The 17,732-nt window shown below is 51.0% G+C and carries 19 protein-coding genes; 15 read left to right on the plus strand and 4 right to left on the minus strand.

Going from position 1 to position 17,732, the window contains the following annotated elements:
- The first annotated feature begins 13 nt into the window (after window positions 1-13).
- The 15 genes from AB5062_RS06700 to AB5062_RS06770 all read left to right on the plus strand — a co-directional run bounded on the left by AB5062_RS06700 (window position 14) and on the right by AB5062_RS06770 (window position 13,511).
- Entirely contained in the window at window positions 14-1,819 is a 1,806-nt protein-coding gene (locus tag AB5062_RS06700; RefSeq protein ID WP_007571990.1) for an ABC transporter ATP-binding protein, read from the plus strand.
- A gap of 10 nt (window positions 1,820-1,829) precedes the next feature.
- Window positions 1,830-2,450: a class I SAM-dependent methyltransferase gene (locus tag AB5062_RS06705; RefSeq protein WP_007571993.1), complete on the plus strand. Its 621-nt coding sequence runs from the start codon at window positions 1,830-1,832 to the stop codon at window positions 2,448-2,450.
- 12 nt (window positions 2,451-2,462) lie between these two features.
- On the plus strand, window positions 2,463-4,193 hold the full coding sequence (locus tag AB5062_RS06710) for an ABC transporter ATP-binding protein (protein ID WP_007571994.1): 1,731 nt from the start codon (window positions 2,463-2,465) through the stop codon (window positions 4,191-4,193).
- A gap of 627 nt (window positions 4,194-4,820) precedes the next feature.
- Window positions 4,821-5,402, plus strand: a complete 582-nt coding sequence (locus AB5062_RS06715) for a hypothetical protein (protein WP_007571996.1) — start codon at window positions 4,821-4,823, stop codon at window positions 5,400-5,402.
- 15 nt (window positions 5,403-5,417) lie between these two features.
- A complete protein-coding gene (locus tag AB5062_RS06720) occupies window positions 5,418-6,119 on the plus strand; it encodes a hypothetical protein (protein WP_225719306.1) in 702 nt (233 codons plus the stop codon).
- Window positions 6,120-6,312: 193 nt separating this feature from the next.
- On the plus strand, window positions 6,313-6,507 hold the full coding sequence (locus AB5062_RS06725) for a hypothetical protein (protein WP_007571998.1): 195 nt from the start codon (window positions 6,313-6,315) through the stop codon (window positions 6,505-6,507).
- A gap of 377 nt (window positions 6,508-6,884) precedes the next feature.
- A complete protein-coding gene (locus AB5062_RS06730; RefSeq protein WP_007572000.1) occupies window positions 6,885-7,799 on the plus strand; it encodes a hypothetical protein in 915 nt (304 codons plus the stop codon).
- Between the two features lie 456 nt (window positions 7,800-8,255).
- The gene (locus tag AB5062_RS06735; RefSeq protein ID WP_008654991.1) at window positions 8,256-8,744 is read left to right on the plus strand and encodes a GNAT family N-acetyltransferase; all 489 of its coding nucleotides are present in this window, start codon (window positions 8,256-8,258) and stop codon (window positions 8,742-8,744) included.
- 503 nt (window positions 8,745-9,247) lie between these two features.
- The gene (locus AB5062_RS06740; protein ID WP_008654997.1) at window positions 9,248-9,733 is read left to right on the plus strand and encodes a hypothetical protein; all 486 of its coding nucleotides are present in this window, start codon (window positions 9,248-9,250) and stop codon (window positions 9,731-9,733) included.
- Window positions 9,734-9,750: 17 nt separating this feature from the next.
- The gene (locus AB5062_RS06745; RefSeq protein ID WP_008654998.1) at window positions 9,751-10,176 is read left to right on the plus strand and encodes a PcfK-like family protein; all 426 of its coding nucleotides are present in this window, start codon (window positions 9,751-9,753) and stop codon (window positions 10,174-10,176) included.
- A gap of 2 nt (window positions 10,177-10,178) precedes the next feature.
- Window positions 10,179-11,444, plus strand: coding sequence for a PcfJ domain-containing protein (locus AB5062_RS06750; RefSeq protein ID WP_008654999.1), 1,266 nt, complete (start codon window positions 10,179-10,181; stop codon window positions 11,442-11,444).
- A gap of 516 nt (window positions 11,445-11,960) precedes the next feature.
- Window positions 11,961-12,314 (plus strand): hypothetical protein, encoded by a 354-nt coding sequence (locus tag AB5062_RS06755; protein WP_008655002.1) that lies wholly within the window; start codon window positions 11,961-11,963, stop codon window positions 12,312-12,314.
- Window positions 12,311-12,505, plus strand: a complete 195-nt coding sequence (locus tag AB5062_RS06760; RefSeq protein ID WP_008655004.1) for a hypothetical protein — start codon at window positions 12,311-12,313, stop codon at window positions 12,503-12,505. The genes AB5062_RS06755 and AB5062_RS06760 overlap by 4 nt, the downstream gene beginning before the upstream one ends.
- Before the next feature lie 12 nt (window positions 12,506-12,517).
- On the plus strand, window positions 12,518-12,802 hold the full coding sequence (locus tag AB5062_RS06765) for a hypothetical protein (protein ID WP_008655007.1): 285 nt from the start codon (window positions 12,518-12,520) through the stop codon (window positions 12,800-12,802).
- Between the two features lie 340 nt (window positions 12,803-13,142).
- A complete protein-coding gene (locus AB5062_RS06770) occupies window positions 13,143-13,511 on the plus strand; it encodes a hypothetical protein (RefSeq protein WP_008655022.1) in 369 nt (122 codons plus the stop codon).
- Between the two features lie 103 nt (window positions 13,512-13,614).
- Here the strand turns inward: AB5062_RS06770 and AB5062_RS06775 are convergent, their stop codons facing one another.
- From AB5062_RS06775 to AB5062_RS06790, 4 genes are all read right to left on the minus strand, one after another.
- Complete coding sequence (locus AB5062_RS06775) at window positions 13,615-15,300, minus strand: zincin-like metallopeptidase domain-containing protein (protein WP_008655024.1); 1,686 nt, start codon at window positions 15,298-15,300, stop codon at window positions 13,615-13,617.
- Between the two features lie 5 nt (window positions 15,301-15,305).
- On the minus strand, window positions 15,306-15,914 hold the full coding sequence (locus AB5062_RS06780) for a hypothetical protein (protein ID WP_008655026.1): 609 nt from the start codon (window positions 15,912-15,914) through the stop codon (window positions 15,306-15,308).
- A gap of 78 nt (window positions 15,915-15,992) precedes the next feature.
- Window positions 15,993-16,169, minus strand: coding sequence for a hypothetical protein (locus AB5062_RS06785; protein WP_008655028.1), 177 nt, complete (start codon window positions 16,167-16,169; stop codon window positions 15,993-15,995).
- 12 nt (window positions 16,170-16,181) lie between these two features.
- The gene (locus tag AB5062_RS06790; protein ID WP_008655029.1) at window positions 16,182-17,729 is read right to left on the minus strand and encodes a glucosaminidase domain-containing protein; all 1,548 of its coding nucleotides are present in this window, start codon (window positions 17,727-17,729) and stop codon (window positions 16,182-16,184) included.
- Between the last annotated feature and the right edge of the window lie 3 nt (window positions 17,730-17,732).

Here is a 17,732-nt window from a genome sequence, read left to right on the forward strand (position 1 = left end):
TAAAATTCAATATATGGAAACAAAAGAAAAGAAGAAAGAAGGTCTGTCCCGCCTGTTCGAGATCGCGGGGCAGAAGAAAGGGCTGCTTTTTCTGGCGGGTCTGCTGTCGGCAGGCAGCGCCGTGTGTATGCTCGTACCCTATTGGGCGGTGTACGAGGTGTTGAAAGAGCTGCTGACGCACGGTACAAGCCCGGCTTCGGTGGACGAAGCCGGCATGATTCGTTGGGGCTGGATCGCCTTCTGCGGGCTTATCGGCGGACTGGTGCTGCTGTACGCCGCCCTGATGTCCTCGCACGTGGCTGCATTCCGCATTCTGTACGGATTGCGTGTCCGGCTGTCCGAGCATATCGGCAAGCTGTCGCTGGGTTATCTCAACAACACCTCTACCGGAGCCATCAAGAAGACGATGGAGCAGAACATCGAGAAAATCGAGGGATTCATCGCCCACACGATTCCCGATTTGGTGAACGTAGTGGCGACGGTCGTGGTGATGCTCGTCATCTTTTTCTCGCTGGATACATGGCTGACGGCGGTCTGTCTGGCCGTGGTGCTGTTGAGCTTCGCCCTGCAATTCTCCAATTTCATGGGGAAGAAGGCACGGGAGTTCATGAGTATTTACTATGATGCGCAGGAAAAGATGAGCGCCTCCGCCGTGCAGTACGTCAGGGGAATGCCCGTGGTGAAGATATTCGGACAGAGCGTCCGCTCGTTCCGGCAGTTCAACGCCGAGATACAGGCTTACAAGACGTTCGCCCTGAAATGCTGCGACACCTACCAGAACGGGATGATCGCGTTCACCGTCCTGCTGGGTTCGATGGTGACGTTCATTCTTCCCGTGGGTATCCTGCTGATACAAGGGAATCCGCAGTCGCTCGCATTGGCCGCCGTATGGCTGTTTTTCATCATCATGGGACCGGGTGTGGCTTCGCCCATCTACAAACTGACGTTCCTGGGCGGAAACACCAAGGAGATCGACGAAGGCGTGGCGCGTATCGACCGCATTCTGGAGAAAAAGCCCGTTCCCGAACCGGAACACCCCGAAGTGCCGCAGTCGTATGAGGTGGAGTTCCGCCACGTGTCATTCTCCTACGAAAATACGGAACAGGGCACACGTACCGAGGCGCTGCGCGATGTTTGCTTCACGGCGCCGCAAGGCCGGATTACGGCGCTCGTGGGGCCTTCGGGAAGCGGCAAGTCCACCGTCGCGAACCTGATTCCCCGTTTCTGGGACGTGGAGCAGGGCGAGATTCTCATCGGTGGCGTGAACATCAAGAACATCGCTACGACGCAGTTGATGGATACCGTTTCATTCGTCTTTCAGGATACGTTCCTGTTCTACGACACGCTGTACGAGAACATCGCCGTCGGTTCCCCCGCCGCAACGAAAGAAACGGTCGTGGCGGCGGCCAAAGCCGCCCAGTGCCACGAGTTCATCGAGCGGCTGCCGCAAGGCTACGAGACGAGAATAGGCGACGAGGGCGTGTATCTGTCGGGCGGCGAGGCGCAGCGGGTATGCGTGGCCCGCGCCATTCTGAAGAATGCGCCGATACTGGTACTGGACGAAGCCACGGCCTTCGCCGATCCGGAGAACGAATACAAGATGCAGCAGGCCCTTCAATCCCTGATAAAAGGCAAGACCGTGATTATTATCGCCCACCGGCTGTCGTCCATCGTCTCGGCGGACAACATCGTGGTCTTGCAGCAGGGACGGATCGTACAGCAGGGCCAGCACGACGACTTATCCGTCGCCGAGGGGCTCTACAAGAACATGTGGGATGCCTATACGAGCGCTTATCATTGGAAGTTGAACAAAAATTGAATACGGAGATATGAAAAAGAATAGTTTCTTGAACGATATTTTACAGAATACGAGTTGTCCGCAGGGATTCTGGGGACGGATGATTTTGCGGGGAATGAACTGTTTCCACGCTTCGCTGGCCCATCGCGGCATGAAACAGGTGGACTGGCGGCCGGAATGGAATGTGCTGGACATCGGATGCGGGGGCGGCGCCAACGTGAAGCGTCTGCTGAAGCTGTGTCCGCAGGGAAAAGTTTACGGCATGGACCTGTCGGAGGAGAGCGTCGCCTTCGCCCGCAGGCACAATGCGGGAGAACTGGACCGCCGATGTTTCATACAGCAGGGCGATGTCTGCTCCCTGCCTTACGGGGACGGGGCCTTCGATGCCGTTACGGCCTTCGAGACCGTCTATTTCTGGTCTTCCGTCAGCAAGGCGCTGGCCGAAGTCTTCCGCGTGATCCGGAAAGGGGGCTGCTTTCTCATCAGTCTGGAAGCGAGCGACCCCGAACTCGGAAAGGCGTGGACGGAGCGGATAAAGGGAATGACGGTGTACGGAGCCGAAGAACTGAAACAGTTGCTGTCCCAAGCCGGCTTTTCCGACATCCGGGTAATTCAGAAAAAAGAAGAACTGCATATCGTCGCACATAAATGAAAGGAGTGGAACATGAATGCGATTAAAAACATTACGATAGGCCATACGGAACGTCTTTACAAGCCCGTGGGCTATACCATGCTCGCCAATCTGGTCAACATCATACCTTTCTGCCTCTCCATCGAGGCGGTGCGCATCATCTTCGCCGCGTTCGACGGCAGCGGACGACCGCTCGACACGGCAAGACTGTGGTGCATTTTCGGCATATTGGCTGTCTATATGCTGGTGATGGCTTTGGCCGAACGGGCCTCCTACCGGGCCAATTTCAGAGGAGCCTACGAAATGAGTGCGTCGGGGCGCATTGCACTGGCGGAACATCTGCGGAAACTCTCTCTCGGATTTCTTTCCCGGCGCGACCCCGGCGATCTTTCGTCCATGCTCGTTACCGATTTCACGATGGCCGAGACGGGCATTTCCCACCATTTGCCCCAACTGATGGGAGCCGTCGTCATGCCCGTGCTGGCATTCCTCTCGCTGGTATGGATCGACTGGCGGATGGCCGTTGCCATGTTCGCCGCACTGCCGGTCGCCTTGCTTGTCCTATGGATGAGCACGAGTGTGCAGAAAAAGTTGAGCGGCAGGCAGATACAAGCCAAAATCAATGCCGGGAACCGCTTGGAGGAATACTTGCAGGGCATTCGCGTGATGAAAGCCTACAACCTGCTGGGCGACCGCTTTGTCCGCCTGCGCGATGCTTTTGCGGAACTGCGCCGTGCCTGTATCCGTCAGGAAGCCATGCTGGGGCCTTTCGTGCTGCTGAGCATTACATTGGTGCGGGCCGGACTGACCCTGATGGTGCTGTGCGGAACCTACCTGCTGTTGGGAGGCGAACTCTCGCTGCTCGTCTTCGTGCTGTTCCTCGTGGTCGGCTCGCGCGTGTTCGACCCGCTGACTTCGGCGCTGACCAACTTTGCGGAGTTCCGCTACTTCTCCATTGCCGGAGGGCGTATTCTCACGCTGATGAACGAGCCGGAGATGGAAGGCGAACGGCAGGCGCCGGCCACCGGCGACATCCGGTTCGAGCATGTGTCGTTCGCCTATCAGGACAAGAAGGTGCTTCAGGACGTTTCCATCGCGTTTCCGAGAAACACGCTGACGGCTCTCGTCGGTCCTTCGGGGAGCGGGAAAAGTACGGTGATGAAACTTTGCGCCCGATTCTACGACCCGCAGCAGGGGCGTGTCCTTTTCGATGGCGTTCCGATGAAAGATATAGAACCTGAAAGTCTGATGAGCCGCATCTCGATGGTGTTCCAGGACGTCTATCTGTTTCAGGACACGATACGCGACAATATCCGTTTCGGAAAGCCCGGTGCGACGGACGAGGAGATCATCGCGGCAGCCGAGAAAGCCTGCTGCCACGATTTCATCATGCGCCTGCCGCAGGGATACGACACGATGGTGGGTGAGGGCGGTTGCACGCTGTCCGGCGGCGAGAAACAGCGCATATCCATCGCCCGCGCCATCTTGAAGGATGCGCCGATTATCCTGCTGGACGAGGCGACCGCATCGCTCGACCCGGAAAACGAGGTGGAGGTGCAGAAAGCCATCGACACGCTTATCAAGGGACGCACCGTCATCGTCATCGCCCACAAGCTTAAGACGATCATGAATGCGGACCGGATCGTCGTTCTGGAAGACGGACGGGTAAAAGAACAAGGCACGCACGACGAACTGATGCGGCACGAGGGGCTTTATGCCCGTCTGTGGACGATTCAAGAGAAGTCCGCAGGCTGGACCGTATAGAATAACGGGAAGCCCGGATAATAGGACTTTCACGAAAAGCCGGAAAGAAGGCAAGCCCCTCTTTTCGGCTTTTCCTTATTTTATCGGCATTGTCGTAAATCAGTACGACGGCATAGTTACTGTTTCTGACTGCTGAACGATGCTGCGTTATTCATTGTTCGCTGGACCTTTCGGTTATGGCAGAGACAAGACGGCTACCCGGCCTCGTGTCCGGAAACACCTTATTATAATTATACCGAAAAATTTCCTTTTCAAGTCCATATTCTATACCCGTTATATCCCGTTCACCTCTCCTTTTTATTTATTCTCGTTCTTATCGCTCCCTGCCGCACTCCCTTGTCGGTGTGATTTTCCCATGCGAAGGTACAGCGTCATTCGGTCGTCAAGTACCGCTCCGCTAACCGGCTCGCGGATTTGCCCGGCAGCCTTCCCAAATCGAAGATGACCTTTCGGTCCCCGCCGTGCTGCGCTGTCGGGTTGGGTATTCCGTTCAATCCCCGGCGGTTTCCTTGCCTTTTCCTCATTTTCCCGCTGTCTGGCCTGCATGTAAAATCTATCCCGATAAGGAAGCCGGAACAGCTTCCGAAAAAAGGGAAGAAAAAGTTTAACGAATAAAAATTAACGATTATGCCAAACTGGTGTTCAACAGCGTATGTGATAGAGGGCGACGCGCAGGAAATCAAAAGCCTCTATGAGTTGATGAAAGATTTGCAGGACAGAAAAACGCCTGCCGTGAAAAACGGCTTCGGGACATCATGGCTGGGGTGTCTTGTGGATGCCTTGGGCAAGGACTGGGACAAGGTGAGTTGTCGGGGAGATTGGGCAAACCTCGAAATGGTGGGCGAAACCCTCCGCTTTACGACGGAGACGGCATGGGGGCCATGCAACGAGACATTCGACCTCGTGTGCGAGAAATTCCCATCGCTCCGTTATTATTACCAGACCGAAGAGCCGGGAATGGGCTTCTACGAGACCAACGACAGCGAAGGCAAGTATTTTACCGACAAATACATAGTCGATTTATGTACTGCCAAAGGCAAATACTTCTGCGAATATTTTGCCGACAGGGAGAGCCTGTTTGCGTGGCTTGGCGAGGTCGCAGGAAAAACCGTCCGCTCGGAACAGGATGCCAAGGCTCTGTTTGAAGAATGGGCGCAGGAAAACCCCGATTCTTGCTGCAGTATCAATGAATATGTGGTCGTGGATTAAATCGGACAGACAGCCATGAGAACCTATCATTGGAAAGAGTACGGCTTTATCGGGACTGTACCCGACTTCGCCCGGCATTTCGGGATATGCAAAAGCCCGACTTTCGTCAATGCGGTGCGGAGAGTGTCCCGACACGTTTATAACTGCATGAACGCACGGGAACAGGCGGAATATGAAGAGAAGCGGGAGCGGGTGAAACCCGCTTACCGCCTCTATCTGGACGAGGAACGCACACGTTTCATCGAAATGACGAAAGAGGAGTACGAAGCTGTCGGCCTGCCCGTGGTGCAGGAAGAGGTCGGCATGTTCAAACTGTCTTACAGGAACAGAAGCCTGCCCGCATCGTTTGTCGGAAACGGTCGGGACGAAAGCCCCGTGGCTTCGGCCATGAAAAAATATCGGGCAGAAGCCATGCGTTTCGCCGGACAGGTCATGCTGGCTACGGGTTATTTCAATACCCGTCTGCCGACCGAACAGCCCAAAACCGAGATAAACTATACGGAATTGCGATTGTCGTACAGCAACGGTATCGTGTTCTATTTTGTCGCTGACCGTAGCCGTGACGGAGTATGCGGCTGTTACCTGCAACGGATAACGCTCGACGGCAAGCAGATATATAACGGCTGTTTTAGCCGATATTCCAGCGTCGATGACGTTTTGCAAAAGACACAATCGAACGGAGAATGCCAAAATGCCCATTACCATTTTATAGAGTAGACGATAAGCCCTCTCGGACAGTAAAAGTTCGAGAGGACTTTCTCTGTACGCCGTTTCCACGGAACGACCTCCTTTTTTAGCCAATGTTCCGGCTTTTTTATACAGTCCGGCTTCTTCCCCTTTTACTCCACTATCGTATCTCCTTCTTTCCCTTATCTCGTTTCCGCCACTTTCTCGCCGGTTGGATTTTCCCATGCAAAGGTACAGCGGTCGTCCGGTGTCAAGTACCGCCATGCTAACCGCTCGTGGATTTGCCCGGCAGCCTTCCCAAATCGAAGATGTCCTTTCAGTTCCCTCCTTGCTGCGCCTGTCGGGTTGGGTATTCCGTGAAATCCCCGGCTGTTTGCTTGCCTTCCCGTCCTTTCCCCGCTGTCTGATCTGCATGTAAAATCTCTCCCGGCAAGGAAAGCTGAAAAGCTTCCGAGAGGAGGGAAATAAATAACTCGGAGTTTAATTTAACTTTTATGTATTATGCACGCAAATGGTAATCAAATTATGGAAGGGAAAGTTCTGGACGAACAGGTTAAGATAAGAATTTTTGAGGCATTCCGGCAGTCATGTTTTTTGTTTGATGAAACAAGCGGTCAATGCGCCTATATGGGGTCGGTTCGTAAATGCGATGGGAAGTGTCGCCTAATGCTACGCTTTAAGCAGAATCTGGATAAATTGTTTTGTTGAAAAGGAATTGCAGCCATTGGCTGAACCTTATCGACAAGTTCAATATAGCGGATAGAAAGATATATTAATTTTTAATCTTGACAAGATATGAGTATAATATGTACACGATGTGGCGGTACGCAGGTAGTATGCGAAGCCACAGTAAACCCCAACACCAAAGTGATAACGGAAATTTCCGACGATTCTTTGCAATTCGGCCGGTGCGAAACCTGTAAGGCACGAAGCGTCCTGACGGATGTAGAGAAGACAAAGGCCGCCATCAAGAGCGGATTTGCCGGATTTGTCGAGGCGAACGGCAGGAAGCCCCATTATGCAAGTTGTCGGATAGTATGGAAGTACACCAACGATTCCGAAGACGTAAAAATCCGGCTGCTGGAAAGCGGTGAAAGTATTGGAAACGACATGTTCTTCTCCTGCAACAGCCTCCATGCCCTCGAATCTCTGGCGGAGTTCGGAAAAGAACCGTTCATCGTAACGGAATGTTACGGGTTCAAGACCTTAACAGAAGAGGAAATCTCCGATGAAAAAGCGTATGAATACGAGTTCGGAGACGAGAAAATCGTTGTTACAGGTAAAGAAGTACGTGCATTTTACTCGGAAGTATACAGGCTGACGGCACAGGACATCGAACAGTTTGCAGCCTATAATACGGCAAAACGCATGTATTACCGGAAAAATGATTGCCAGCTTACCCCGGAGCTTGTCCGACGGTTGCTCGATGAAGAACATTTGATGAAAGCAGGTGAATCCGACAGTTTCACGATTCAGTTGTTCTTCCTGTGGCATGTGCGGATTCGGAAAGAACCTGAAAATTTTGCACCGTTCAAATACGCTTTGGAAGCCTGTTGCTTGGATAACGTACAGACTTTCAGCCGCCGATACATCACGCTCGAAAAAGCATTGCTTCATTGCCTGAACGGTTTCAATGAAAACGCTAATATTCAAAACCGCTACCAATCCCTGCAAGACTATCTTCTGGGACAGGCGCACGGCAAACGCTGATAAATAGCCTCATGCGGCACAAGCCTCCGAACCTGCAAAGCCGGTTTCGGGGGCTTTATTCCGCAAGGTCGTCTCTCCAGTTATATGCCATACCCGGCATGTCACAAGAAATTCCTTTTTAAGCGGACGTCCACCTGTTATAACCCTTATACCCCATTTCCATTCCTTTCTACCTCCCGATAGCGTTTCCCGTTTTTGCTCCTGACGTTACCCGACAAATCAAGGCAAGACACACGACACCCTATGCAGCTGCAAAGGAACGTCGGAGGAGTTAAACTCTTTTATATCACATTCCTGTGAATCTTAATAAAAAAAGTCGTTCATGGCACCTTGTGGAATTGATTTTTATATATTTGCTTCTGAAAAAAACATACTGGAAACAGTGCCGGATAGTATGTGAAGAACAGAAACTTTTGGGAAAATAATATGTAAATACAAAATTATAAAAACAAAAAAATGATTAGAGTTGCCACGATAAAGGATGCTTCAAGACTTGCGGAAATACAGATTTTCTCTAAAAGAAAAGCCTTTCGCCCTATTTTTCAAAACGATGATGTTTCCTTTAATGAAATGTCGGTATTGCGTCTTGCATTATATTATCAGGATGTTATAGGAGCTTTGGACGATATATATGTTTTTGATGACGGGATTGTAAAGGGGATGATGAAACTGGATTGTAAAAACAGTATATGGGAATTGAAAGAGTTGTATGTAGATCCGTTCTTTCAAGGAGAAGGTGTTGGGACAAAACTTATGCGCCATTTCCTTACAACAGCAAAAAGTCACGATGTAAAAGAGGTTTACCTGTGGGTGTTGGAAGAAAATTTTGCAGCAAGAAAATTTTATGAGAGCCACGGGTATGTCTATACAGGAAATAAAAAAGAGTTTTCCGATTCAGGAAAATATCTGTTGAATTATGCATTACGATTAAAAGCCACCTTATAATCCGGCTCGCGTTCCGAAAATTCCGCTTTGCCGGGCACGTGAAGTCCCTTGGACGGTCAAAAGGTTCAGGGGGCTTTTTTTGTCAATCGCCCTCACAGGCAGATTTTCTTTTTTAGCCGTTATTCCCACTTCTATATACAATCGGGCTTCTTCCTCTTTTATTCCGGTTATCCCATTCTTTCCCTGATCTCGCCCCCGTTGCCTCCTCGCCGGTTGGATTTTCTCATGCAAAGGTACAGCGGTCGTCCGGCGTCAAGCACCACTATGCTAACGGCTCGCGGATTTGCCCGGCAGCCTTCCGCAAATCGAAGATGGCCTTTCAGCCCCCGCCTCGTACCTCGACGGGTTGGGTATTCCGTGAAATTCTCCGGCCGTTTGCTTGCCTTTCCGTCCTTTCCCCGCTGTCTGGCTTGCATGTAAAATCTCTCCCGCCAAGGAAGCCGAAAGGCTCCGAAAGCAGGGAGAAGAAAAAAGCAAGTTCAACAAATTAAAAATTTAAAGTTATGCACAGCAAGATTTTTCAAATTACCGAAACACGGGTGAGCAAGGACAACTACCTGAACGAGGACACCCTCACGCAGGGCGACGATAGTTTCTTCGACTATTGTGCGGAGATTGACGATGAGGAACGCCAGTTCCATATCGACAACTTGGTAAACAACATTCTGCCCAAAGGCATGTTCGAGCTTGTTTCCGACGATACCATACGCTACAAAGGCGGTGCGGAACGATGGAGAGAAGATTTCATCGCAGACATTCGAAGCAGGGCGGAAGCCCTTACCCCCGAAAGCGTGCAGGACTGGATTGGCCCGGTCTATCAACTCGAAAAGTTCCTGAAAAACCCGCTCGATACCGCTTACTGGTTCTACATGGACGAGGAGGGGCTGCAATCCAACGCCGAGCAATCCTACGAGTTCCTGCGGCAGGCATGTGAATTTAAACCCGGTACGCTGCTTTACATCGGCGGTGTCATCGACTATCATTTTTAACCTCAAAACGCTGAACGATGAAAGGTACGGAACATTTCAAACGGACTATCAAGGAATACTTGGACGGCAAGGCACGGACGGACGAACTTTTCGCCGTCTCCTATGCCAAAGAAAACAAAAACTTGGACGATTGTATCACATTCATTCTCAATCAAGTCAAGGCAAGCGGCTGTTGCGGAATGACCGACGACGAGGTGTGGTCGCTCGCCATTCATTACTATGATGAGGACAACATCGACGTGGGCAAACCTATCAGTTGTGGCGTCGTGGTCAATCACAAGGTGGAGCTGACCGAAGAAGAAAAGGCGCAAGCCCGAAAAGACGCGCTGAAAGCCTATCAGGAGGAAGAAATGCGCAAGATACAGCAACGCCACAGCAGGCCGAAGCCGACCGCCAAAGCTGTACAGAATACCCAAACGGAACTCTCACTCTTCGATTTCTGACCATGAAAGCACGGACAAAATTTCAGCATCAGGTAGTAGCCGCCAACGGGCGGTTGCTGCCTATCACGGAGAAACAGGCAGAATGGGCGTTCCGGCATACCGTCGGACATTACGCTTTTCGTACACCGAGCGGACAAACGACCTGCCTCGATTGCGGTCATAGGTGGAACGAGACAAAGGCGAAGCGTTGCCATTGCCCGAACTGCCACGCCAAACTGACGCTCAAAGACACGCTTTGCCGCAAGACAGATGAGAAAAGCTATTTTTCTGTCATCACCACGCAGGACGGATTTCAGGTGCAGCGGATTTTCAGAATGAATGTCTGTTACCGCAAAGGCAAGAACGCATGGACAGACGTGTGCGAAGTGGCGAGATACTGGTTGGACGAGAACGGGAAAACCGCTTTGACAGCCTTGCAACGGACAATGGGGTGTTATTTGGACAGCTTTCTGTACGGGTCGGGATTGGAACTGCGGAACGACAATTACGTGTACCAACGCATAGCCGACTGTTATGTCTGTCCGGGCTACACGGTTATCCCGAAGTTACGGCGCAACGGGCTGAAAGGGTCGTTTGCCGACATCGCCCCGCAAAAGCTGATGAAAGCCCTGCTATCGGACAGCCGAGTGGAGACAATACTTAAAAGTGGACGCAAACGAGACCTCAAGCACTTCATCGACCACCCGCAGGATTTGGATTTCTGTTGGCCGTCCTACAAAATCGTGTTACGCCAGAAGTATCGGATAACGGACATTGGAATATGGGTGGATTATCTCCGTATGCTCGACAGATGCGGCAAGGACTTGCACAACGCCCACTATGTTTGCCCCGCCGATTTGAAAGCCGAGCATGACAAGTATCAGAACAAGGTGCGTATTCTCCAAGAGCAGGAAAAACGCAAGGAGCAGATGAAACGGGCGAGGGAAAACGAGGCACGTTTTAGGGAGTTGAAAGGCAAGTTCTTCGGTCTGGAGTTCACGGACGGAACGATAGTCGTCCGTGTACTGGATAGCGTGGAAGCCTACTACGACGAGGGTAATGCGTTGCACCACTGCGTGGGACAGTGCGAATATTACCTCAAACCGGATACGCTGGTATTCTCCGCACGGATAGAGGACAAGAGGGTCGAGACCGTAGAATTGAGCCTCGAAACATTCAAGGTGCTGCAGTCGAGAGGACTGTGTAATAAAAATACGAAATATCACAAGCGGATTATGAACCTCGTGCATAAGAACATCGCCCTTATCCGAAAGCGCATGGCCGCCTGATACCGGCTGCGGAAGTTATATCGGGCAACCACCTGCCAATCGGGACAGGTGGTTGTTCATATTCCCGATAAAGGCCATGTCGAACATTCTGTTATACAGACAATTCTTTTTCCATTCCCTTACATTTTGTCCGATGGACAATCGTTCGACGTTTTTTTTGCCCTTTATACCCCAGACACATACTGCCGTCGTTTCCTGTTGTAACGGCCGGAGATCTTTGCCTCCATTCCCTTTGTATGCTTGGGCGTATCATTTCATGGAATCTCCACTATCGCCACGGCCTGTTTTTACGCAGCAAAGGTACGGCGAACGAACAGCGTGTCAAGTACCGCTTCGCTACTCCGGATAAAATTTGACGCAAACTTTCCGCAATCGCAGATTGCGGCATTTCATAAAATTTTAACCTCCGTTCCTTGCCTGCTGTTCTTGCTTTCGCCGTTGGGAATTGCACGTAAAAATCAACCCTTTGGGCGAAGTCGGAAGGCTTCAAGAAAAGGGAAATAAAAAAACAGAACAATGACAGCAATAGAACAGATTATCGCCATAGCTGAACAATTAGGCTGGCAAGTTAAAACCGATACCGACAAACCGAACCTCGTGGTGTTCGATTTTCAGCAATACACACCTCACGGGCAGGATTTCAGTTTCTCGGTTGAGATGAAAGGCAATGACACCGACAGCTTGTTACAGGAAGTTGAAACATATTACGAAGACTTCGACCCCGACTATGAAGCCTACCTGTGGATTGGTACGGACGGGCATGGCAAGAACGGCGCACCTTACCGAATCAAAGACATCGTGAGCGATATGGAGCAGGCGGAAGCCATGATAGAAAAACTTTATGAAACATTAAAAACAACCATGCAATGAGAACGAAAACCCTCTACACACGAGACGCCGAAAAGGCAGGAATAAGCCGTTTCCCAAACTTTCACCGCACGGGGAACATAACCGGCATGAAGCAGCTTTACTACGGAAAAAACGCCCTATTGGTACGTTGCGGGAGTCAGATTTACAACGTATCGAGCGAACCCGAAATTTACTACAACATGGCTCATTAAATGGTATTCATTATGAAAAGAGCAAGTTACAAGAAAGATTTTCAGAGTTGGAAAGGCATAATGGCTCTAAAACTGCTCTGCTGCAATATAGTTGCAGGCCGTTTTGATTGGAAGAAATACTGTACGCCACAGTCTTATTGCGGTCAGGAAATTTGCGTTGTACCGCTGCATTGCTCCTACGGACAGATAGGCTATACCGTGCACTTCCCTTATTCCGATATACCGGAAGTGGAATACGATTGGGAAATGAACAAATTAACTATCGACAAAGAGAATTGGGAAAGCTATTTAACGTGAGTATAATTCAAAATATAGCCAGTTGCCCGTCTTTGAAAAACATACATCAATGGCGGGCTTCTTTCAAAAACAGTATGCTGTTATGGTAGAAAGGGAGTTGGAAATAAAGTTATATTAAAGGAAGTGGGGCATGGAATATTCAATATCTTTATCTTCAACCATATATTTTTCCTGAAATTGAGCAATTTCTTTGCAAAAATCATCTGTCATACAATAAATCTCCGTAATTTTGGTCTCTGAAAACATCATGGTAATTGCTTAAATGTTAATTGAATACTATAAATTCAATACTTTTATTGCTATGTGCCTAATTTATTTACAGAATTAGAATTGAAAGAATATGACACAGACTTTTTATACCCAATGGCAATCTTCTGTCCTTGCAGACGCAGAAACTTATGTTTCAAAGGAATACAGTAATTTCCAAACGGCATTGCTACGTGAAATATCCAAATATGCAGAAGCCGTGGATGCGGCGGTCGTATCCGAGAATAAGGGGCATTATTATACAAGTTGCTTTATTGAACGTAATGGTAAGTTTGTATATATAAACCATTCTGCGGATGTGCGGATGGATGATGGGATAAAGATAGAACTCGGTTCGTTCATGATACGGACTGCCCGGCACGCAAAGGATTATACCGGCGGAAACAATCAATATTGCGATATGCTGCAGTTACAGTCAATGATTGACAAACTGCTGTCGTAATGATAACATATAGTCTGTAGCGGAATGAAAACCGGTAGGGACTATAAGGATGTGGAGCGCCTTCAGTATGAAATCGCTCCACATTCTTCATATTACGCTGCCGTTACCGACGCAGACCGCCGCCATATTCCGCCTCTTGTAGCTCCTCCCTGTATTCTTCAAGCTCGTTCAGCTTCTCGTTCACGGCTTGCAGGTTGGCCTCCAGCGTCATGTTGTGGTCATAAGGGTAATGATGTTGTACGGCCATCCCTGCATTGGTGGCCGTACCCACGTCCAGCGTATCCTTGTCCCTGTTGTACCTTGCATACAGAATATCTCCGTTTGGCATTTCGAATACCGGCATTCTCTGATGTGTCAGTTCAGCAAACTGTTCCGCCGCCATATCTTTGGCCACCTCTTTCACATCATCGCTGGCACGGTCTGTGCCGTAACGTGTGATATGGTCCCGCACCTCCTGTTCCGTGTATTTCAGCATGATGTCGTATGTGCCTCCGACACTTCCGTTGTACACCACGGCAAAGTCCTTATCTTCAATCAGCAGGTCATCGCCCCGGTTCTGGAGGGGAGAAGCGTATGTATGCTGCTCGTCCATGCCGTTGCCGTCGTAATACTCCTTGGCGAGCGCAAGCAGACCCTTGTAGTCGCCTTTGTCCTTCAATTCGTCCAGTTGCTTCGTGTCGTCAGCGGTTTGGAGATAGGCCACCGAAGCATAAAAAATACGTTCCTTGGCAGAGCGTTTGTCCTCTTGCTCTTCGGTAACATTTTGTTCCAACTCCTGCGCAATCTTATCCACCTTTTGAGTAACGATTGACGAAGCTCTTTTCACGTCCAGAAGCGTTGTCTTGATAAACTGTGGGGATTCTTTCAACTCATCGAGCCACCCTTTGAGGTATGCGCAACTGTCTTCCTTTATATGCTTGGTCATGCCGTAGCGTTGTGCGACCAACGCGCTGCCCAGTTCGGCCACCAGTTCCTCGCGGGCATACTCTTTCGAACCGAAAGAGGTAGGTTGGAGTCGGTCAAGCACACCTTCGGCACCCGTGGAATGGACCATCTCATGGAACAGCGTTCCGTAGAAAGATTCCCCGTCTCTGAACTGCTCCTTTTCGGGTACGACAATCTCGTTCTTTGTGATTGAGTAGTATGCTTCGTTTTGGTGCGTCGGTTTGATGGGACAAATCCAAAGGTTGTCCTTTATCATCGCATCGACAGGCCCAAAACTGAAATGTTCGCCGTTTTCGACCCTTTTCCCGTTCTCTCTTTCCAACTGCTCCCATAACTCCGGTCGAGCCTCCTGCAGGTTGGTCTGGGCGACATTGAACACCCGGAACACCTGCATTTTCGGATAGACATTGTATTGCGCCTTCTCTTCGTCGGAGAGTTTCTTGTAGTCGTCGTACTTGATTTTCTCCTTTGTTTCCTTATGTATGCAGGTGAATGTGGTCAGCATGACGGGAAACGATTTCTCGCCGCGCAGTACAGATACACGGGGTAATTCCTGCCCGTCCTTGCCGGGCTTGTTGAGCCGCTGCACGCAGTCAAAGGTGCAGAAGCGCGGAATCTTGTACCCCTCATTCTCACAATGCAACAGTAACATAAGGGCGTTCATACCGTTGTACTCCCGCCCGGAAAGGTTACGCGGCCATTGCAGTGCCCCCTCGGTAAACCACGGCTTATGCCAGTCCTTGTGGATGCTTTCGATTTTCTCGATCATCATCTCGGCAAAGAGGTCCAGCGCCTTGTCCTCGCTACTCGGCCCCTCCGTATTTCGCTTTCTATAACCGGCCATGACTGCTACTGATTGAAGTTATCCGATTCGGGAATATATTGCGCCAGTTCTTCCACCCGGCAGGAGATGTCCGGCTTCCCGTTATGTACCGAGACCGTCATTTCGCCCTTGGCTTCTACCTTGACGCCCGGTTGCAGCCACTCTTCACGTTGCCTGTCGAAGCAGAAGAAACGCACCCACTGGTACTCGAAATTCTCATCGACCTTTTCGGTGCTGAATGCAGAGAACATCGTGTAGGACTTATCCTTTTTGTCCTTCCGTTCCTCGATGTTCTTGCCCACCTTGCCCCGGAACGACAGTTCGCCCTTGATGGAATCCGCGATGTCCGCCGCCGGGCCGATACGGTCGGCAAAGAGGTTGAAATAGAGCTTTTCGCCCCGGCGTTTCAGGAACAGCGTCCCCGCAACCTCGACACGCAATCCGTTTCGATAGCCGGATACCTTCTTCTGACCGCCCTCCTTGCTGACACTGATCTCGACCGTTTCGTTCCGACCGTCCTTGCCTTGGAGCACGACGCGGAGCGGAAAGGTCAGGAATGTTTTCTCTTCTTTGGTCGTGCGCATCGAAGCGTCGCGGCCGATGGTGCCGCACGCCGTAATATTGCATTTAATCATTTTATTTTGTCTTTTAGTGATACATAGTCCACCGGACAAAGCGGGGTGTCTTGAAGTTGAACAGGTTGAAAGCGTTTCCTAATCGGGAGCACGTATTCTCATGTAGACAATCCAGCCGGCAATACCCAGTTGGACGCCCACGATAACGAGTGTTGCTACCCAACCGAATAGCCGGGAACAGAACAGGATATGCAGGGCGCAGACGGACACCCCGGACAAGTACCCGCAAAGTCGTATCATCACGCGTTTTATCATGACTTTTTGGGATTATCTTTTCAGGTTTTCCGATTGTGCCCGTTGTTCGGACATTCCCCGTTCAAAGTTCTGCGACGCCGCCTCCGAGAGGATGACCGTGTTCAGCACGCCGGTCACACGCAGCCGTTTGGCTTCCTCCGAAAGAGAACTGTCGTTCAGCGTCACCGACAGGCGGCTTAACTCGGCAGAGGCCAGTTCCCGTGATACCTGAACGCTGCCGTTGTCCGCCTGCAGGACAGCTCGCCCGTTTTCCCCGACTGTGAGGTCACAGTTTTTCATGCCCGGCAGCAACGCTTTGAGGTCGATACGCCGGCTGTCCATCGCCTCGGAAATGGCTGCCTTTTGTTCCTCCTTGTTCTTGCTGTCGATTTGCGTCGCCAGTAACATCAGGGAGGTAAAGGCGGTCATGGCCATTTCCACGACAGGATCACTGCACCCCGACAATCCCACGCCGCTATCCTCCGAGGAGAGCAGTTTTTTCATCCACGCATCGGGCGAAAGGCTTTTGCCGGTGGCATTCTCTTCTGTTCCCTTATATCGGGCGAGCAGGTCGTTGCCGTTATGTAGTACCTGCTGTTTGATGTGGCCCTTTTGTGCGATTTCAGCCAGATACGCTGCCGGATCGACGTCCCGCTGCGTGCCGTCCGCATAAATCTGCCGGACACCGAAGTGCAGGTGCTTCCCGGTCGTCCGTGTCCCCGTGTTACCGGAACGGCCGAGCTTCTGGCCTGCCTGTACCGTATCGCCTGCCTTTACGGAAACTTCGCCGAGGTGCATGTAGGTACACTGTACCTTGCTGCCGTCCGGACGGGTGTATTCCACGGTCAGCGATTTGTTACCGGGTGCATGGCCTTTGTCTTTGACAGCGACGACCTTGCCGTCTTTTTCCGTGGCCAGGACCGTATCGCCGTCGCACCGGATGTCGATACCCGTGTGCATACGTTCCTTGCCGTCTGCCGGATCTTGCCGCATACCGAATGGCGAGGTGACGAAAAGAAACTCTTTCCGCTCCACCGGAAACGAATAGTCCACTGTATTTCCGACCTCACGGAGCGGGTTCTCTTCCACGCCGAACCGCTTTCCCTGCGTCTCCATTTCCTGCATGACCTGCCGGTCGTACTTTTGCAGCCCGTTCTGTTCGATGATACGTTGCAGGCTGTCGGCATAATGCCCGCCCGTGGCATAGCCCGCCTTTTCGAGGCCCTGTGTCCAGCCCTTGTAGTCATCGGGCGAGAGCGAGAAACAGCGGGCATAGCGGCTGTTCTCTTTCAGGAAGCGTGAGTGGTGCTCATACGAATCGCCCACGCTGTCGTAGCTGCAAAACTTCTCGTTCGGCTTGTCATCGGAATACAGACCGTACCGGCCACCTTCGGCAATCCATTCGGGCGTGGCCTTGATGCCGAAATGGTTGTTCTCATTCACGGCCAAACGGCTCTGCCCGTTGGAACTTTCCAGTATGCCCTGTGCCAGCGTCACGGAGGCCGGAATGCCGTACCTCCGCATCTGTGCCATCGCATAATCTGCGTATTGTTCCGTATATTCTTGATTCTTGTTTGCCATATC

The organism is Phocaeicola sp. RTP21359st1_B8_RTP21360_211022 (genome assembly GCF_040911965.1).
In the GTDB taxonomy this organism is placed as follows: Bacteria; Bacteroidota; Bacteroidia; order Bacteroidales; family Bacteroidaceae; genus Phocaeicola; species Phocaeicola vulgatus.